Consider the following 16,495-nt stretch of genomic DNA (forward strand, 5'->3'; position numbering starts at 1 on the left):
GCAAGCAGTCGCTTGCGGCGTTTTCATTTGCCGGGAGGAGAAGTCATGCCATCGGAAAAGGACTATTTAGGCCCGATCGTTTCCTCCGGGCATCTGGCGAGTGGCGCCCTGCCGGCGCTTTCCGAGATCGAGTTCGGCATGATCATGCTGAATCATGCCTTCAATCGCTGGATGGTTCGTTGCATGGCGGCAGCCGGCGTGCCGGATCTTTCCCCGATCGACATCCTCGTGCTGCACAATATCAACAGCCGCAACAAGCCTAAGACACTGGCCGACATCGCACTGGTCCTCAACATCGAGGATACGCATGTCGTCACTTACGCGTTAAAGAAGCTTGAGCGGCTCAAGCTGATCAAATCCGGGCGCCGCGGCAAGGAAAAGCTGGTCATGGCGACGGAAGCAGGTGCCGAGGCCTGCGCCCGCTACAAGGCGATGCGCGAAAGCCTGCTGGTCCGTTCGGTACTTGCCACGGAAGTCTCGGCGGAATCGCTTTCGGAAGTGGCAGCCCGCCTTCGCGCGCTTTCCGGCCACTACGATCAGGCGGCTCGCGCCGCCGCATCCCTCTAGGAGAAAAGCGCTTCCATCAGCGGATGATTAGGATCCGTCATTCCGTCCAGCACGTTGAAATGGTGCTTGTCCGGTTCCTCGACGGCTTCGGTCTCAGCGCCCAGGCCCTTCCAGATGCTTGCGAGCAGTGCATTCTGGCGGACGAATTCAGAACGTTCCGCAGCGCCCACCCAGCAGGTTACCCTTGCGTTTGGCATCGGCTCCAGAAGGGCAGGGCTTTCGCGATAGGCTTCGTCCCGGTCTATCCGCTGCTTTTCGTTCATCTTCGTGTTCATGAGCGGGCGCAGGTCGTGCACGCCGGAGAGTGAAACAACATTGGCGATGCGGCCTCGAACCGTTTCCGGCAGCGGTGACGTCGCGGAAATCATTCTCGTCACCAGTTGGCCTCCGGCGGAGTGGCCGATCAGTCGGATCGGCCCCTCGACCTCTTCGGCGGCAGCTTCGATCGCCCTGCCGATTTCAATCGTGATGTCGGCGATGCGGCTTTCGGGGGCAAGTGTGTAGGACGGCATGGCGACGGCATAACCGCGTTCCAACGCGCCCCTGGCGAAATGCGACCAGTAGCTATTGTCGAGCCCGATCCAGAAGCCGCCATGGACAAAGACCATCAGGCCGGCAGGCCTGGACTCCGGCAGGAAAAGATCGAAGCGGTTGCGAGGCTTTCCGCCATAGACAAGGCCGAGTTTCGCACGCCCTTCGGCGGAAAGCGCTTCACGATATTGCTGTGCAGGCTCCACCCATGCCGCCGGCCAGCGGTCGCCCTGGGGAATGTTGATGCCGTTGGCATAGGCATTGTCCCAGTCGCTGATCCAGTGGCGCATCTTCGTTTTCTCCCCTCAATGCGGTTATGGTCCCCGGCCGCATATTGGCATCGCCATCGCCTGCTTGGAACCCGTCCGAAGCGGAAAATGGCAGCCATAGAAAATTATTACAAACTTAAAATTTCTCTCTTGCAACCGGAAGGAAGCGGTGCAATTCTGAACAAAAGGCAAAAAGCCGCATGGATAAAAAACTTGGGAACTGAAAAATGCTGGGACCGTCAGGCCATCTGGATACGTTTGCCCGCGACAACCTTCCACCGCCGGATCTTTGGCCGGAAATCAAGCTCGACGGCTTTGAGTATCCGGAATGGATGAACGCAGCGGTTGAGCTCACCGATCGTATGGTGGAAAAGGGTTTTGGCGATCATACCGCCCTGATCGGCAATGGCCGCCGTCGCACCTACAAGGAGCTCTCCGACTGGACGAACCGCATCGCCCTGGCGCTCACGGAGGATTATGGCCTGAAACCCGGAAATCGGGTGCTGATTCGCTCCGCCAACAATCCGGCCATGGTCGCCTGCTGGCTGGCGGCGACGAAGGCCGGCGCTGTCGTGGTCAACACGATGCCGATGCTGCGTGCCGGCGAGCTCGCCAAGATCATCGACAAGGCGGAGATTTCCCTGGCGCTCTGCGATACGCGCCTGATGGACGAACTGGTCGCTTGCGCCAAGGAAAGCCGGTTCCTCAAGCAGGTGATCGGTTTTGATGGCACTGCCAACCATGATGCGGAACTCGATCGCGCGGCGCTGAACAAGCCGGTGCTCTATGATGCGGTGAAGACAGGTCGGGACGATGTGGCCCTGCTCGGTTTCACCTCCGGTTCCACCGGTGTGCCGAAGGCTACCATGCATTTCCATCGCGATCTCCTGATCATCGCCGATGCCTATGCCAAGGAGGTGCTGGACGTCACGCCGGACGATGTTTTCGTCGGTTCGCCACCGCTTGCCTTCACCTTCGGCCTCGGTGGACTTGCGGTCTTTCCATTGCGCTTCGGCGCCTCTGCGACGCTTCTGGAGCAGGCGACGCCGCCGAAGATGATCGAGATCATCGAGACCTACAAGGCGACGATCAGCTTCACCGCGCCCACCGCCTACCGCGCCATGCTGGCCGCGATGGACGAAGGTGCGGACCTTTCTTCTCTGCGCATCGCCGTTTCGGCCGGCGAGACCTTACCGGGCCCCGTTTTCGAAGAATGGGTGAGAAAGACGGGCAAACCCATTCTGGACGGCATCGGTGCGACTGAGATGCTGCATATCTTCATCTCGAACCACTTGGGCGATGCCAGGCCCGCCTGCACCGGCAAGCCGCTCGCCGGCTATGAGGCGATCGTTGTCGACGACGATATGAGCGAGGTGCCGCGTGGCACGATCGGCCGGCTCGCAGTCAAAGGCCCGATCGGCTGCCGTTACCTCGCCGACGAGCGGCAAAAGGATTATGTCCGCAACGGCTGGAACCTCACCGGCGATTCTTTCGTGCAGGACGAGGACGGCTATTTCCATTTCGCTGCGCGTTCGGACGATATGATCATCTCGGCCGGCTACAATATCGCCGGCCCGGAAGTGGAGGCGGCTCTCCTGAAGCACGAGGCAGTGCTGGAATGCGCCGTGATCGGCGTGCCGGACGACGGACGTGGCATGATCGTCGAGGCGCATGTCGTGCTTGTTCCCGGCAGTGAGGCTTGCGACGCGATGGTGAAGCTGCTGCAGGAGCATGTGAAGAGCGTCATTGCGCCTTACAAATATCCGCGTTCGATCGTTTTCACCGACGCGCTGCCGAAGACCGAATCCGGTAAGATCCAGCGCTTCCGGTTGAAGCGGAAACTTTCAGCTTAACCGTACTTCGTGGTGGTTGCGTTTCACTGCGTATGCAGAGTGGAAGTTTCCGCGCAAATGTGGAAGGTAATGAAACGTTCGGCGGGCTGCTGCCCCGCTGCCGGAATATCTGGGAACGACATACAACAACAAACGGGAGTTCGTCACATGAAGAAACTGCTTGCCGCAGCCACGCTGACCCTGAGCATGAGCGCCTCGGGCCTTGCTTTTGCCGAGCCGTTGAAGATCGGCATGATTACCACGCTTTCGGGCGGCGGCGCCGGTCTCGGCATCGATACACGCGACGGCTTCATGCTGGCGATCAAGAATTCCGGCAACAAGGACATTACCGTCGTCACCGAGGACGATGCGCAGAAGCCGGAACTTGCAGTGCAGATCGCCGACAAAATGATCCAGAGCGACCAGGTGGATATTTTGACCGGTATCGTCTGGTCGAACCTGCTGATGGCGGTTGCTCCGAGTGCTGTTGCGCAAGGCAAGTTCTACGTCTCTACGAATGCCGCTCCCGCTGCACTTGCAGGTGCGAACTGCAACAAGCTCTATTTCAATGCGGCCTATCAGAACGACAATCTTCACGAGGCGATGGGCGAATATGCCAATAAGGGCTACAAGAAGATGTTCATCCTTGCCCCGAACTATCCGGCCGGCAAGGATTCGCTGACGGGCTTCAAGCGCTATTACAAGGGCGAACTCGCTGCCGAGGTTTATACTCAGGTCGGTCAGACGGATTACGCGGCGGAAATTGCCCAGATGCGCGCTTCCGGCGCTGATGGCATCTTCGTCTTCCTTCCCGGCGGCATGGGCATCGCGTTCATGAAGCAATTTGCCCAGTCGGGCGTGAAGATTCCGGTCATGGGGCCGGGCTTCTCTTTCAGCCAGGACGTGCTTCCGGCAATCGGCGATGCGGCGCTTGGCGCCAAGGCGTCCGGCCAGTGGGCTCCGGATTTCGACAACGAAGCCAGCAAGAAGTTCCTCGCCGACTTCCAGAAGGAATATAACCGCTTGCCGTCGATCTATGCCGTCCAGGCCTATGACGCCGCGCAGCTCATCCTGTCTGCTGCTGCGAAGGCGGATGTGAAGGATGCGGATGCTTTCCGCGCCGAACTTCTGAAGGCGGATATCCAGTCGCCGCGTGGCAAGTTCAAGTTTAACACGAACCAGCATCCGATCCAGGACATCTACCTCACGGAAGTGGTGAAGCAGGATGGCGTCCTCACCAACAAGACGGTGGAAAAGATCTTCACCGATCATAAGGACGCCTATGCCAAAGACTGCAAGATCTAAGGTCTCCCCGTGACCGTTGCGCTTGCTCTCGAGCAGTTGCTGAACGGCCTGCAGCTCGGCGTCATGTTGTTCCTGATGGCCGCCGGGCTGACGCTGATCTTCGGCGTCATGGGCCTGATCAATCTTGCTCACGGCTCGCTCTACATGGTCGGCGCATTCGCCTGCGCCGCCGTGGCGGCCTGGACCGGCTCGTTCTGGATCGGGCTCATCGCTAGCCTCGTCGCCGCAGCGGCGGCCGGTGCGATCGTCGAGCTCGTGGTGATCCGCAGGCTTTACGATCGCGACCATCTCGATCAGGTGCTTGCCACCTTCGCGCTGATCCTGATGTTCTCCGAAGGCACGCGCTGGCTCTTCGGCTCGTTTCCGCTTTATCTCGATATCCCGCCGCTCCTGCAGGGGGCGGTGACACTGCCCGGCGGCACGCAATATCCGGTCTATCGTCTGGCCATCATCGCCGCCGGCGCGGTTGTCGCTTTCGGGCTATATATGCTGATCTCGAAGACGCGGCTCGGCATGCGTATCCGGGCCGGCGAAAGCGACCGGGAGATGATCGGGGCGCTCGGCGTCGATATCCGCACGCTCTATACGGTCGTTTTCGCCCTTGGTGCGGCGCTGGCCGGGTTCGCCGGTGCCATGGTCGGCGCCTTGCAATCGGTGCAGGTCGGCATGGGCGAGCCGGTGCTCATCCTCGCCTTCGTGGTGATCGTCATCGGCGGCATCGGCTCGATCAAGGGGGCGCTCCTGGGCGCGCTTCTGGTCGGCGTCACGGACACGATGGGCCGTTTCCTGCTGCCGCAGATATTCGCATTCTTCGCGCCGCCGGCCCAGGCGGGCATGATCGGCGGCGCCGTGGCCTCGATGCTCATCTATATCGTCATGGCGGTCATCCTCGCGGTGAAGCCGCGCGGGCTCTTCCCGGCAGCGCATGCGTGAGGTCCGGATCGTGAGCCGCGAAAACCTCGTCAACCTCATCCTGGCCTTGGCTTTGCTTGCCGTGCCGTTTGCGGCGAACGCTGTCGGCCAGCCCTTCTACGTCACGCTGGCAACCCGTGTTGCGATTCTTGCTCTTGCCGCGACCGGCCTCAATCTGGCATTGGGCCTGGGCGGCCTCGTCTCCTTCGGTCATGCGGCCTTCTTCGGTATCGGAGGCTATGTTGCCGGCATCCTCGCGACACACAGCTTCTCAGGTGAACCTCTGCTCTTCGGTCTGCCGGGCACCAATCAGATGTGGGTGATCTGGATTGTCGCGGTCCTGCTCGCGGGTCTCCTGGGCCTTGCGATCGGCGCGATCAGCCTCAGGACGTCAGGCGTCTATTTCATCATGATCACGCTCGCCTTTGCGCAGATGGTCTACTATTTCGCGGTCTCCTGGCCGGCCTATGGCGGGGAGGACGGGCTGTCGATCCTCGTCCGGAACCAGTTTCCGGGCGTCATGACGATGCGGCCCTTGAGCTTCTTCCTGATCTGTTACGTGGTGCTGCTGGTCGCAATAGGCCTTTTCGCGCTGATCCGCGCCTCGCGTTTCGGCACCGCATTGCAGGCGGCGCGGCAGAATGAGGTGCGCGTCGCGACGGTCGGGATCCAGCCGTACCGTATCAGGCTCACGGGCTTTGCCATTTCGGCAATGATGACCGGCCTTGCCGGCGCGCTGTTTGCCGATCTCAACCGTTTCGTCAGTCCCTCCATGCTCTCCTGGCACATGTCGGGGGAGCTGATCGTGCTGATCGTGCTCGGTGGAACTGGCCGGCTGTTCGGTCCGCTGGCGGGTGCGGCGCTCTACGTCGCCTTCGAATATGCGCTCGGCGGCATCACGGAACGCTGGCAGTTCTTCCTGGGGCTTATTTTGCTGGTCGTGGTACTCTTCGCCCGCGGCGGCCTGCTGGGACTTCTCGCCGGAAAGGCCAGACATGGTTGAGCCGGTCCTCGAAATCTCCGACCTGGTCAAGAATTTTGGAGCGCTGCGTGCGACCGACGGCGTCACGCTCGATCTCAGGCCGGGCGAAATCCATGCGCTGATCGGCCCGAACGGCGCCGGCAAGTCGACGCTCATTCACCAGATCTGCGGCACGCTCCGGCAGGATAGCGGCACGATCCGCTTCGCGGGGCAGGATATTGGCGGCCTTGGTGTTGCAGGCCGTGCCCGGCTGGGCCTGGGGCGTACCTTTCAGGTCTCTTCGCTGGCGCCGGAATTTTCGGCGCTCCGCAATGTCATGCTGGCGGTGCAGGCGAGGGAGGGTACGAGCTTCCGTTTTTTCAAGCCGGTGATGCGCGACGGATCCTTGATCGACACGGCCATGGCCATGCTGGAGCGTGTTGGCCTGACGGCGCGGGCCCGCATCCCCGCCGCCGAACTCTCCCATGGCGAACGCCGGCAGCTCGAAATCGCCATGGCGCTGGCGCTTCGATCGAAAGCCTTCCTGCTTGATGAGCCGATGGCCGGCATGGGGCCGGAAGGCTCGAAATCGCTCACCCGTTTCCTGGATGCGCTCAGGCAGGAAGCGCCGATCCTGCTGGTCGAGCATGATATGGATGCAGTATTTGCCCTCGCCGACCGGATTTCCGTGCTGGTCTACGGCCGCATTATTGCCACCGGCACGGTTGAGGAAATCCGTCGCGACCCGGCCGTGCGCACCGCCTATCTCGGAGATCATGTTTGATGCTGCTCGACGTCTCCCGGATCGAAGCATTTTATGGTGCCAGCCAGGCGCTGTTCGGCGTTGACCTGTCCGTGGCGGAGGGCGAGGCCGTGGCGCTGATGGGCCGCAACGGCATGGGCAAGACCACGACCATACGCGCCATCTGCAACCTCAATCCGCCGCGCGCCGGCGCGGTCCGGCTCGGCGGCGCGGACCTCAAGGGCAGGCGACCGCATCATGTGGCGAAGCTCGGCATCGGCCTCGTGCCGGAAGGTCGCCGCTGCTTTCCGAACCTGACGGTGCATGAGAACCTGATCGCGGCCGCACGGCCAGGCAGATGGACATTGGACGAGGTCAATGCGCTTTTTCCCCGGCTGCAGGAACGGCATGCGCAGATGGCGCGTTCGCTTTCCGGTGGTGAGCAGCAGATGCTGGCGATCGGCAGGGCTCTGATGACCAATCCGCGCATCCTGATCCTCGATGAGGCGACGGAGGGGCTTGCTCCGGTCATACGCCAGGATATCTGGAGAGCCATACGGAGGCTGAAGGCGGAAGGGCTTTCGATCCTTGTGGTGGATAAGACGCTTTCCGAGCTTTTGCCGGTTGCGGATCGCTGTGTCATCCTGGAAAACGGAAGAAGCGCCTGGAGCGGCAAGGCTGAGGAACTGACGACGGAACTGCAGGATCGATATCTCGGAGTGTAAGCGATGGATGGTGAAGCGGGAAGCGCCGATCTGGAATTGATCGCCCACGGTCCGCATGGGCGCAACAAGCCGGAAACGCGGCTCTGGTTGCGTATGCTTTCCACCACAAAGCTGATCACCAACGAAATCCGCCGACGGCTCAGGACCGAATTCGGTGCAACGCTGCCGCAATTCGACCTGATGGCCCAGCTCTATCGCGAAAGCGACGGCCTGCGCCTGGGCGAGCTTTCGAAGCGAACCATGGTGACGAATGGCAACGTGACCGGTCTTGTCGAGCGACTGGAGGCCGATGGCTTCGTTAAGCGGGTAACGCCGGACGGTGACCGGCGCGTTACGGTCGCCAGGCTGACGCCGGAGGGTACGAAGCTTTTCGTTGCCATGGCCGCTGCCCATGAAGGCTGGCTGCGGGATATCATGGCAGATGTCGCTCCGGCCACGATCGCATCGCTGTGGTCGGAGATTGGGGCCGTGAAAATTTCTGCCAGCAATCACCTTTCCAGCAGCGCTTTCGATCAGTAGACCCTGTGCTGGTAACGAATTCGGGGTGATAGATGGCAGACCTCCAGGCGATCGTCGACGAGATTCACGACAAGCTGGCGCCGCGTCTCGGCGAGGGCAAGGTCGCCGACTACATTCCGCAGCTCGCCCATGTCGATCCGAAGAAATTCGGCATGGCGATCGTGACCGTGGACGGGGAGACCTTCAAAGTTGGCGATGCCGACACCCCCTTCTCGATCCAGAGCATTTCCAAGGTCTTTACGCTGACGCTGGCGCTCGGCAAGCATGGCGAGACGACCTGGAACCGTGTCGGACGCGAGCCGTCTGGCTCTGCCTTCAATTCGATCGTCCAGCTGGAACACGAAGAGGGTAAGCCACGTAATCCATTTATCAATGCCGGCGCGATCGCCGTCAGCGATCTCGTTCTTGCCGGGCATACGCCGCGCGAGGCGATCGGCGAGATCGTCCGTTTTGTACGCTATCTGGCGGACGACGATTCGATCGCCATCGATCCGGAGGTAGCGAAATCGGAGCAGGCGACAGGTTACCGCAATTTCGCGCTTGCCAATTTCATGCGCTCCTTCGGCAAGCTGGACCATCCGGTCGAGCATGTGCTCGGCGTTTATTTCCATCACTGCGCACTCGCCATGACCTGCACGCAGCTTGCGAAGTCCGGCCTTTTCCTCGCTGCTTCCGGCCGCAATCCGCTGACGGGACACACGGTCGTCTCCAAACAGCGGGCAAGGCGCATCAATGCGCTCATGCTCACCTGCGGGCATTACGACGGTTCGGGAGATTTTGCCTATCGGGTGGGCCTGCCGGGCAAGAGCGGTGTCGGCGGCGGCATTCTCGCGGTCGCACCGGGCAGGGCCTCGGTTGCCGTCTGGTCGCCGGGGCTTAATCACAATGGCAATTCGCTTCTTGGTTCGTTGGCTTTGGAAATGCTGACGACCCGCACGGGCTGGTCGGTCTTCGGCCATTGATCCCGCATACGGCATAAAAAACCCGGCCGAAGCCGGGTTGAATGTAGTGGCAGCGTGTTGTGATCAGTCCTCGCTGGCTGCCATCTGCGAGAGCACTTCGCCGCGTCCGCGTATGCGCAGGATCAGCGGTATAATGAAAGCCAGTGCTGCCAGGATGAGCAGAACGGCCGCGATCGGCGACTGGACCAGTGTCGTGACATCGCCCTGGCTGATCGCCAGCGCGCGGCGGAGCTGCTGTTCGGCAAGCGGCCCCAGGATCAGGCCGACGACGACCGGCGCGATCGGGTAACCCAGGACACGCATGACATAGCCGAGGAATCCGAAGGTCAGAAGCATGCCGAGTTCGAAAACCGACGGATTGGCACCGATCGTCCCGAGCGTCGCAAACAGCAGGATGCCGGCATAAAGCCATGGCTTCGGAATGGTCAGCAGCTTCACCCAAAGGCCGACGAGTGGCAGGTTGAGGACCAGCAGCATCAGGTTGGCGATGAGCAGCGACGCGATCAGGCCCCAGACGAGCTGGGGATTGGTCACGAAGAGCAGCGGGCCCGGCTGCAGACCGTATTGCTGGAAGCCGGCAAGCATGATCGCCGCGGTCGCGGACGTCGGCAGGCCGAGCGTCAGCAACGGCACAAGCGTGCCGGCGGCAGACGCATTGTTGGCGGCTTCCGGACCGGCAACCCCCTCGATCGCGCCGTTGCCGAATTCTTCCGGATGCTTGCTGAGGCGCTTTTCGGCCGCGTAGGAGAGGAAGGTGCCGATTTCGGCTCCGCCCGCCGGCATGGCGCCGATCGGGAAGCCGATGACCGTGCCGCGCAGCCAGGCTTTCCAGGACCGCGCCCAATCCTGAGCGCTCATCCAGACGGAGCCCTTGACGGCTTCCACCGTTTCCGGCCCCTTGTTTCCCTGGGCAGCGATGAACAGGGTTTCGCCGATCGCGAACATGGCGACCGCCATGGTCGTGACTTCGATCCCGTCGAGAAGGTCGGGGATGCCGAAGGACAGCCGGTTCTGGCCGGTGAGCTGGTCGATGCCGACGACGGAGAAGGCAAGACCGATGAACAGCGAGGTGAGGCCTCGCAAAGTGGAATCGCCGAAGGCGGAGGATACCGTCACGAAGGCGAGCACCATCAGCGCGAAATATTCGCGCGGTCCGAAGACCAGCGCCAGCTTGACGATATACGGCGCGATGAAGGCAAGCGCCATCGTGGCGATCAGGCCTGCGACGAAGGAGCCGATCGCCGCCGTCGCCAGTGCCGGTCCGCCACGTCCCGCCCTGGCCATCTTGTTGCCTTCGAGCGCGGTGACGATCGATGAGCTCTCGCCCGGTGTGTTGAGCAGGATGGAGGTGGTCGAACCGCCATACATGCCGCCGTAATAGATGCCCGCAAACATGATCAGCGAACCGGTCGGATCAAGGCGATAAGTGACGGGCAGAAGCAACGCGACGGTCAGCGCCGGCCCGATGCCGGGCAGAACACCGACTGCGGTGCCGAGCGTCACGCCGATCAGCGCATAGAGCAGGTTGATGGGTTGCGCTGCGGAGGCAAGCCCCTGCAGGAGAAATTCGAATGTGCTCATGGTCCTACTTTCCGGGCCCGATCACCAAAAAAGCCGTTCCAGCGGGCCGGCGGGCAGCGCAAGCTGCAGGAGGCCTGCGAAGATCAGCCAGATGAAAAGACAGACGACGATGCCGAGCGGGATCGTGATCCACAGTTTGCGTTTGCCGAAGCCCGCGGCAGTGAGGCCGAACAGGACGCCGGTCGCGATCGAGAAGCCGGCAACGCGAAGAAGCAGCATCTGCGCGACAAGTCCCGCGACGATCCACACGACCGGACCGATCTCCTGCTTGTCGCGCGTCGGAAAATCGCCGCGGAAAGCCTCGATCACCGTCCAGATCGCAAGTCCGATCAGCGCAAAGCCGATCCAGTCGGGCACCGTCGCCGGACCGACCTGCGAATAGCCGCCCGTACCCTTCAACCGTGACACATCGATGAAAATCACGGCGGCTATTGCCGCCAGGACTACGGCAACGGCAAGCGCCGCCCAATCGGGGCGGCGCTGTTCGGTCTTGTTGCGGTCGGGGCTCATTTGACCAGCCCGATGTCCTTGAGGACCACTTCCGTGGCGGAAATGTCCTTGGCGAGCTGTTCATCGAAGGCCGAGCCGGCGAGATAGGTATCGGTCCAGCCCTTGGTCTTCAGGGCTTCCTGCCAGGTTTTGGACTGGGCGAGCTTCTCGATGTCGGCTGCCACGGCCTTCTTTTGTTCATCGGAAAGGCCGGGAGCGGCGGCGACCATGCGCCAGTTCTGGACAACCACGTCGAAGCCGGATTCCTTCAGCGTCGGGGCGTCGGCGCCTTCGATCTTCTTGTCGGAGGAAACGGCCAAGAGGCGCAACGTGCCGGCCTTGATCTGCGATTCGAACTCGCCGTAGGACGAAACGCCGGCGGTCACCTGGGCGCCGAGAATGGCGGCAAGGGCTTCGCCGCCGCCCGAAAACGCGATGTAGTTGATCTTGGTCGGGTCGACACCGGCCGCCTTGGCAAGCAGGCCGACGAGGATATGGTCGGTGCCGCCGGCCGAGCCGCCGCCCCAGGAAACGGCGCCTGGGTTTTCTTTCAGCTTGGCGACGAGATCGCCGATCGTCTTAATGTCGGAAGAGGCCGGAACGACGATTGCTTCATATTCGCCGGTCAGGCGGGCGATCGGGGTGACGTCCTTGAGCGTGACGGGCGATTTGTTGGTCAGGATCGCGCCGACCATGACGTAGCCGCCGACCAGGAGTGCATTCGGGTTGCCCTTCTGCTGGCTGGCGAACTGGGCGATGCCGATCGTGCCGCCGGCGCCCGGTACGTTGACGACCTGCACGTTGCCGGCGATCTTTTCCTGCTGGAGCGCCGTCTGCATGGTGCGGGCCGTCTGGTCCCATCCGCCGCCCGGCGCGGCTGGAGCCATGATCGTGTAGTCGGCCGCAGCGGCCGGCAAGGCAAGCGCGCCCGCGAGAATGGAAGCGAGAAAGAAATGTTTCAAGGGTTGATCCTCCGTTGGCGCCCGAAGTGGACGCAAATGTTTCTTCTGTCGAAACGAAAAGATGGGACGGTGAGCAAGAACCGCTACCGACGCCCTCCCGTCGTTGATCGGAGCCCCGCCTCCAAACGGGGGCCGATTAGACATAAGCCAGCATATGAAGCTGACATCTACCTGACATTTTTCGCGGGTTTGACGTTTGGCAAGGGGTATCCGCCGTGCCGCGTCGAATTTTGTGGCTATTGCAGCCTGAGAGCCTCGTTCCAGCGGGAAATCAGTCGCGCCCGCTTCACCTGGTCGAGATAGACCATCAACCCGAGGCTGACGGGAACGGGCTTCAACTGCCCGCCCAGCATCTCCCGCAATGTGGTTGCGGTATTGTTGCCGGCGACTTCGGGGCTGACGGCCGGGATCTGCAGTTCGCGGGCCATGATTGTCTGGCCTTCCTTCGACATGAAGAACTGCAGATATCGCTTTCCGAGATCCGGCGCAGCGGCGGCCTGCGGCACGAGGCCGATCCGCGACATGACGACGGTATAGTCCTTCGGCAATACGATGCCGACGTCGGGATGGCGCGAGGCCCAGTCGGCGGCATAGGAACCGAGGATGTTGTATCCGAGCAGGAAGCGCCCGTCCGCGATGCGCTCCAGAATCGCCTGGCTCGTGGAGTAGAGCTTGACGCCCGCCGCACCCATGGCCCGGATCACCGACCAGATATCGCCGAACTGTTCCTGGTCGCGCGCCATGAACAGAAAGCCGACACCGGAGCGCTCGATGTCATAGGTACCGATCCTTCCATAGATGGCGTCGCCCTGCTTGTGCAGGAACTCGACGAACTCCGCCCGGGTCGACGGGGGCGGAGCATCCTTGAAGCTCGGCTTGTGATAGACGAAGACGGCCGGCTCGAAGGTCAGCGCGTAGGCCGTGTTGCGCCAGTTCGCCCAGGCCGGCCACTGGCCGCTCATCGGCAGCTCGCTCGGCTGCGCATACCCGTCATTGGCGAGCTTCACCTGCAGGTCCATAGCGGAAGAGAATGCGAAATCGGCGGTTTTCTGGCCGGCATCCGTCTCGCGGACGATCCGGTCGTAGATTTCACCGGTCAGCATGTCCTCGTAGCGCACCGTCACATCCGGGTTTGCCTGCTGGAAGCCGGTAATCATCGGCTTGGCAAGCGGTTCGTCGAGGGAGGAATAGACGCTCAGCACCCGGGCGTCGCTACGGCCGGAAAGGGCGGGAAACAGCGTTATGCCGGCAGCCGCAAGACCCGGCGAAAGGACAAGGCAGAGCGAAACGAGAAGGAGCCTTTTCATACGACCACAATGCCTTACAGAGGTTCCAGGGACAAGTAGACCGGTGGCCGCGTGGCTTTCGCGTCACGGTCACCGATTGCAGCCTTTATCCGGCTTGTTTTCCCCACAGGCCTCATTACCTGTGGGCGGTTCTTTTTACGCCGGAAGATCCGGTGCCTTGCCGCAAACAGAGGTCAGAACCATGTCGCTCTCACTCTACGATATCACCGTACCGGTCTTCATCCGCGCCTTCGGCAATCTCACCGAAATCTTGAAGAAGGGCGAGGCCTATGCCGACGAAAAGGGCCTGGCGCACAAGGAGCTTCTCAATGCCCGGCTGATCGAGGACATGTATCCGCTGATCGCGCAGATCCAGCGCGCCAGCGACGCGGCCAAGTTCGTGCCCGTCCGGCTCGGACAGGTGGAAAACGTGCCGATGGACGACAACGAAGCGACTTTTGCCGACCTGCATGCCCGCATCGAAAGGACCGTGACTTTTCTTAAAAGTGTCGATCCGGCCGTGATGGCCGACCGTGAAGAGGCCGAGGTGGTGCTGAAGACCCGCAGCGGATCGACGACCTTCACCGGCCGTAATTATGTCCTGGGCTTTGCCATCCCGAATTTCTATTTCCACGTCACAACGGCCTACGCGATCCTGCGCCACAAGGGCGTGCCGATCGGCAAGATGGACTATATCGGCCGGAGCCAATAACCATGCTCCCAACGCTTCCGTGACTTCCCTGACCTGCGCCTGTAAACTGGAAGAAAAAGGGGAACAACGGGTGCGTATCCTTCTGGTCGAGGACAATCAGGCGTTGGCCGAGGGGCTGTCGACGATCCTGCGCGGCAGCGGCTATGCCGTCGATACTGTGGCGGACGGCGCTTCTGCGGAAGCGGTTGCCGCTGCGGAGACATACGACCTCGTCATCCTCGACCTGAATCTGCCCGAGATGGATGGGCTCGACGTGCTGCGCGCGATGCGGGCCAGGCAGAACAAGGCCGCCGTCATGATCCTGACGGCCCGCGGCACGCCGGAGGAGCGGGTGAAGGGGCTCGATCTCGGCGCCGATGACTACATGATCAAGCCTTTCGATATCTCGGAATTCGAGGCGCGCATCCGTGTGCTTCTGCGCCGTCACGCGGGCCTGAGAAGCTCGATCGTCAATTATGGCGGCGTCACCTTCGACCTGAATTCCCGGACATTCTCCAGCCATGGCGCTCCGCTCGATATTCCTGCACGCGAAGTGGCGCTCCTGGAACTCCTTTTCCTGCGCGCTGGCAAGGTCGTCTCCAAGGACGCGATCATGCGCTCGCTGACTGGTTTCGACGACGATCTTTCGGCCAATGCGATCGAGCAATATGTGAGCCGTCTGCGCCGTCGTCTTGCGTCGCATGGGCTGACGGTGAAGACTGCCCGTGGCATCGGTTACTATCTCGATACGGTGGCGCCCGTACCATGACGCCGCCAATGACGCAAACTGCCGCCTACTCGCTGCGCCGGCGGCTGCTCGCCTGGCTCCTCATCTCGACGGCGGTGATCGGCACGGTCGCCATGGTCGACACATGGGACGAGGCCGTCGATACGGCGAACGAGGTTTCCGATCGCGTTCTGGCCGGCTCGGCGCTGGCGATCGCGGAACGGGTGATCGTTGCCGAAGACGGCTCGCTGGAAGTCGATATCCCCTATGTGGCGCTGGAGATGCTGACGTCGGCGGCACAGGATCGCGTCTTCTACCGGGTCGACGGCCCGCCGGGAACCTTCATCACCGGTTATCAGAACCTGCCCTCGATCCCCCGCCGGGAGGGCCAGGCGGCGGCGTTCGAGAACGCCACCTTCCGCGGTGAGCCGATCCGTGTGGCGGCACTCGCCCGGTCCGCCTCGACCGGCATCAATTCGGTGCCCTTCATCGTCACCGTGGCGGAAACCACAATCGCCCGCCAGCAATTGACTCGGACCATTCTGATCCGGTCGGCATTGCGCCTGCTTTTCATGATCGCCGGCGCAGCGGTCATCGTCTGGGTTGCTGTCAGCCTGTCGCTCCGCCCGCTCTACCGCTTCAGTGAAGCGATCGCCGAGCGCAGCCCGGACGACCTGCATCCGATCAGCGAACGGGTGCCGAGCGAGGTCCAGGGGCTTGTCGATACGGTCAACTCCTTCATGGTGCGGCTCGAGGGGGCACTGGAGGCTCTCAGGCATTTCACCGGTAATGCCAGCCACCAGCTCCGAACGCCGCTTGCCATCATCCGCACGCAGCTTGCGCTGGCCGGCCGCGCTGCCGGGCTGGACGGGGCGAAGGAAGCGGTCCGCAAGGCGGATGAGGCGGTTGCCGATGCCGAACGCATCCTGGCCCAGCTCCTGCTGATGGCGAAGATTGATGCATCGAAGCGCTCCGCTTCGATGCGGAAGGTCGATCTGGCGACCCTGGCGCAGGGCGCGACGGCGGACCATGTGCCGCTTGCCGCCGAAGCCGGCATCGATCTCGGGTTCGAAGGCGGGTGCGGCGTTGCGATCTTCGCGGAGCCGCTGCTGATCGGCGAGCTCCTGAAGAACCTGATCGGCAATGCTTTGCTTTATGCCGGGGACGGCGCGGAGGTGACAGTCCGCGTGAGACAGGACGGCGATACGGCCGTGCTGGAAGTCGAGGACAACGGTCCCGGCATTCCGCCGGAGAAACGGGCTTCCGTATTGAAGCGCTTCGAGCGTGGCGAGCAAACGGACAAGGCGGGCAGCGGTCTCGGCCTGCCGATCATCGAGGAGATTGCCCGGCTCCACGGCGCGGCAATGACCCTCGCGGGCGGCCGCGAGGGCAGAGGGCTGACGGTGGAAATCCGCTTTCCGGTAGCCGGCTAAT

17 protein-coding genes are annotated in these 16,495 nt (G+C 62.1%); 12 read left to right on the plus strand and 5 right to left on the minus strand.

The genetic code is table 11. From position 1 onward, the window contains the following. Positions 1 to 45: 45 nt before the first annotated feature. Positions 46 to 567 carry a winged helix DNA-binding protein gene (locus tag QEO92_RS25270; RefSeq protein ID WP_227704848.1) on the plus strand — a complete coding sequence of 174 codons (522 nt, stop codon included), beginning with the start codon at positions 46 to 48 and terminating at the stop codon, positions 565 to 567. Here the strand turns inward: QEO92_RS25270 and QEO92_RS25275 are convergent. Beyond that, positions 564 to 1,388 carry an alpha/beta hydrolase gene (locus tag QEO92_RS25275; RefSeq protein WP_227704849.1) on the minus strand — a complete coding sequence of 275 codons (825 nt, stop codon included), beginning with the start codon at positions 1,386 to 1,388 and terminating at the stop codon, positions 564 to 566. The genes QEO92_RS25270 and QEO92_RS25275 overlap by 4 nt on opposite strands. A 206-nt stretch (positions 1,389 to 1,594) precedes the next feature. Here QEO92_RS25275 and QEO92_RS25280 point away from each other — a divergent pair, with 206 nt between their 5' ends. The 8 genes from QEO92_RS25280 (at position 1,595) to QEO92_RS25315 (ending at position 9,325) form a co-directional block, all read left to right on the plus strand. Beyond that, positions 1,595 to 3,220 (plus strand): AMP-binding protein, encoded by a 1,626-nt coding sequence (locus QEO92_RS25280; RefSeq protein WP_037151782.1) that lies wholly within the window; start codon positions 1,595 to 1,597, stop codon positions 3,218 to 3,220. Positions 3,221 to 3,367: 147 nt separating this feature from the next. Then, positions 3,368 to 4,504, plus strand: coding sequence for an ABC transporter substrate-binding protein (locus QEO92_RS25285; RefSeq protein WP_037151779.1), 1,137 nt, complete (start codon positions 3,368 to 3,370; stop codon positions 4,502 to 4,504). 9 nt (positions 4,505 to 4,513) lie between these two features. Further along, the gene (locus tag QEO92_RS25290; protein WP_037151775.1) at positions 4,514 to 5,437 is read left to right on the plus strand and encodes a branched-chain amino acid ABC transporter permease; all 924 of its coding nucleotides are present in this window, start codon (positions 4,514 to 4,516) and stop codon (positions 5,435 to 5,437) included. Further along, complete coding sequence (locus QEO92_RS25295) at positions 5,430 to 6,419, plus strand: branched-chain amino acid ABC transporter permease (RefSeq protein ID WP_037151772.1); 990 nt, start codon at positions 5,430 to 5,432, stop codon at positions 6,417 to 6,419. The genes QEO92_RS25290 and QEO92_RS25295 overlap by 8 nt, the downstream gene beginning before the upstream one ends. Then, positions 6,412 to 7,161, plus strand: coding sequence for an ABC transporter ATP-binding protein (locus QEO92_RS25300; protein WP_227704850.1), 750 nt, complete (start codon positions 6,412 to 6,414; stop codon positions 7,159 to 7,161). Before QEO92_RS25295 ends, QEO92_RS25300 begins: the two co-directional genes overlap by 8 nt. Beyond that, positions 7,161 to 7,844: an ABC transporter ATP-binding protein gene (locus QEO92_RS25305; RefSeq protein WP_407721935.1), complete on the plus strand. Its 684-nt coding sequence runs from the start codon at positions 7,161 to 7,163 to the stop codon at positions 7,842 to 7,844. The genes QEO92_RS25300 and QEO92_RS25305 overlap by 1 nt, the downstream gene beginning before the upstream one ends. A gap of 3 nt (positions 7,845 to 7,847) precedes the next feature. After that, positions 7,848 to 8,363 (plus strand): MarR family winged helix-turn-helix transcriptional regulator, encoded by a 516-nt coding sequence (locus tag QEO92_RS25310; RefSeq protein ID WP_037151768.1) that lies wholly within the window; start codon positions 7,848 to 7,850, stop codon positions 8,361 to 8,363. Between the two features lie 32 nt (positions 8,364 to 8,395). Then, positions 8,396 to 9,325, plus strand: a complete 930-nt coding sequence (locus QEO92_RS25315; RefSeq protein ID WP_227704852.1) for a glutaminase — start codon at positions 8,396 to 8,398, stop codon at positions 9,323 to 9,325. A 63-nt stretch (positions 9,326 to 9,388) separates the two neighbouring features. On the opposite strand, the gene QEO92_RS25320 is transcribed toward QEO92_RS25315, so the two are convergent. The 4 genes from QEO92_RS25320 to QEO92_RS25335 all read right to left on the minus strand — a co-directional run bounded on the left by QEO92_RS25320 (position 9,389) and on the right by QEO92_RS25335 (position 13,664). Next, positions 9,389 to 10,906, minus strand: a complete 1,518-nt coding sequence (locus QEO92_RS25320; RefSeq protein WP_227704853.1) for a tripartite tricarboxylate transporter permease — start codon at positions 10,904 to 10,906, stop codon at positions 9,389 to 9,391. Between the two features lie 21 nt (positions 10,907 to 10,927). Then, the gene (locus QEO92_RS25325; RefSeq protein WP_227704854.1) at positions 10,928 to 11,416 is read right to left on the minus strand and encodes a tripartite tricarboxylate transporter TctB family protein; all 489 of its coding nucleotides are present in this window, start codon (positions 11,414 to 11,416) and stop codon (positions 10,928 to 10,930) included. Continuing rightward, on the minus strand, positions 11,413 to 12,357 hold the full coding sequence (locus tag QEO92_RS25330) for a Bug family tripartite tricarboxylate transporter substrate binding protein (RefSeq protein WP_227704855.1): 945 nt from the start codon (positions 12,355 to 12,357) through the stop codon (positions 11,413 to 11,415). Before QEO92_RS25330 ends, QEO92_RS25325 begins: the two co-directional genes overlap by 4 nt. A gap of 236 nt (positions 12,358 to 12,593) precedes the next feature. Beyond that, a complete protein-coding gene (locus QEO92_RS25335) occupies positions 12,594 to 13,664 on the minus strand; it encodes an ABC transporter substrate-binding protein (protein ID WP_037151754.1) in 1,071 nt (356 codons plus the stop codon). A gap of 181 nt (positions 13,665 to 13,845) precedes the next feature. Between QEO92_RS25335 and QEO92_RS25340 the strand changes: the two genes are divergently transcribed. From QEO92_RS25340 to QEO92_RS25350, 3 genes are all read left to right on the plus strand, one after another. After that, positions 13,846 to 14,355 carry a DUF1993 domain-containing protein gene (locus tag QEO92_RS25340; RefSeq protein WP_227704856.1) on the plus strand — a complete coding sequence of 170 codons (510 nt, stop codon included), beginning with the start codon at positions 13,846 to 13,848 and terminating at the stop codon, positions 14,353 to 14,355. Positions 14,356 to 14,425: 70 nt separating this feature from the next. Further along, the gene (locus QEO92_RS25345; RefSeq protein WP_227704857.1) at positions 14,426 to 15,103 is read left to right on the plus strand and encodes a response regulator; all 678 of its coding nucleotides are present in this window, start codon (positions 14,426 to 14,428) and stop codon (positions 15,101 to 15,103) included. Positions 15,104 to 15,111: 8 nt separating this feature from the next. Next, positions 15,112 to 16,494, plus strand: coding sequence for a sensor histidine kinase (locus QEO92_RS25350; protein ID WP_227704858.1), 1,383 nt, complete (start codon positions 15,112 to 15,114; stop codon positions 16,492 to 16,494). Position 16,495: the final 1 nt, after the last annotated feature.

Origin of the sequence: Neorhizobium petrolearium, from assembly GCF_029854435.1 — a bacterium.
Classification (GTDB): domain Bacteria; phylum Pseudomonadota; class Alphaproteobacteria; order Rhizobiales; family Rhizobiaceae; genus Neorhizobium; species Neorhizobium petrolearium.